The organism is Wolbachia endosymbiont of Tuta absoluta (genome assembly GCF_059414725.1).
Window position 1 is genome coordinate 1 of sequence record NZ_JBNRJY010000470.1, and the last position, 2,025, is coordinate 2,025.

Below are 2,025 nucleotides of genomic sequence, written 5' to 3' on the forward strand. Positions count from 1 at the left end.
TGTAGGATTTTTAGAGATTCGGGACCTGGATGATAATAAGGGATGGAACAAACACTGTGAACAATGCTTCCTTGCTTATTCTGTGGGACGATAAATTGGTGAACCAAAACAAAATTGAAAATATTAAAAAAAAAACAAAAACAGTTATTGCAATAATAAGCAATTTTTTTCAAGGGTAATGAGTTTTCCTTCCATATTTTAGGCATTCTTAGCTAAAATTGTTCTCACTATTGGCAAGTTTGCTCATTGATCTATTAAATTTTATTAGCGTACATTGCTTCCTGAAAAAATATATCTGTGTTTTTGTATATGACTATCTTGCACCATTTTTATATAGCGGAAATATTTTACATTGTTAAGTTAGGGCGTAAAATGCTTATTATTCTATTTTTATACCTAAAACTTGCCATTTGATCTTGCATATTTTGTCGGTTGTCATGCATATTTATTTTCAAGCATTTCTAATGCAAAATAAACATTTAAGGCCAAATGGATTCAATACCTGGGTCTTGTTTCCACTTTAGGTCATCAATTACTTGAATGGATGGTGGTGGAGGAACTAGCTTAGATTGAATGGCAACTCGAAGCTCTTCTTCTGCTGAGAGAGCTGAGCAGGGGCCACACGCGCATCCGGAATGAGGTCCGCACAAACCGTCACAGCAGGTGCAAGTCAGGATCTTCAAATTTATTTAAAAAATGGATTTATTCAGGAAAAAGTACTGAATTAAATTTATCATTTTTTAAACTTTTAGGTATATTAGTAATGTACTTACACGAAGACCGCAATAATATTTCCCACTGTCCCCAAGTTTCGCAGTGACACCAGCGCTGTTAACGAGCCCATTCCCACTCTCAAAAAAGATCGATCCTGTTGAATTCTGAATTTCTCAATCACAAATTCTCTAGACATTTCCTTAGCATACACTTCCAGATGTGTCAAGGCGGCGACTTTACAAACAACAACGGCACCGGCGGCAAATCCATATACGGGCGGAAATTCGAGGACGAAAACTTCACATTGAAACACACCGGGCCGGGGATACTTAGTATGGCCAACTCGGGACCAAACACTAATGGATCGATCTTGACAGGTTGCAGAGGCTATTAGACTGTTAAACCCATGTTTACTAAATAAGTAGAAATTGCAATAGGGGTGAGTATGGCAATAGGAAAAGGCCCATGTCCAGCGGTGGACTGTTGTGGCTGTTAATGCATGTATGTAATGAACACATTCATATGAGTGGGAACAGGACCTATTTTTATAGCATTCTGGACATTTTCGGTTTTGTAAAAATTTAGGTTACTGTTTTTTCTTTGTTTAAAATTATAAACTTCAAGAGAAAAATATTTCAAGTTTGTCAGTGGTGTTTTCCTTGGTTGTATTTCTGACCAGAATATTATCTAGTTAGTGCCCCAAATTAAAACTCTTGAATGAATTAGCAACAAGCAACCTTATTATTCTACCAAGCCTATAGTTGTGTGTGCAACCATGAGACTTATGAAGTCAATAGGTACTTAGGCTACAATAATGTTAGTTACAAAATTGTTTATTGCACACTAAGGGGCCAGAGTATACTTTTATGTTCATAGAATAATTAGATTTGGCGGTCATTAAAACCAGTTAGTTGGTTAGTAGTGATAGTACAGTATCCTTACCTCTGTAAATCCATGGCTGCTAAATATGTTTTCAAGAAATTCCTTCAATTTCGTGTCACCAAGCATAACCATTCTAACATTTATATCGAAACATATCCTACAGGATTGCATTTTTGTGATGTTTTGTTAATTATGTCTTAGTTAAACCTACTATTCGCTAATATTATAAATAAAATACGATTTTTATACCGTGAACAAGGACAAAATGGAATAAACAAAATTGAAGAAATTAGTGATGGGCGAATGTGAATGATTTATTCGAATGATCATTCGAATAGAGAGGTATTCGAATAATTCGATTGTTTAAAAGGACTATTCGAATTATTCGAATGAAAAACAATCATTCGAATGAATTTGACTCATCCGAAT

General features: G+C 35.1%; 1 protein-coding gene. It reads left to right on the forward strand.

What is annotated here, in order from left to right:
- The first annotated feature begins 871 nt into the window (after positions 1-871).
- A complete protein-coding gene (locus ACJ5GX_RS05080; RefSeq protein WP_495292771.1) occupies positions 872-1,108 on the forward strand; it encodes a peptidylprolyl isomerase in 237 nt (78 codons plus the stop codon).
- Positions 1,109-2,025 lie beyond the last annotated feature (917 nt).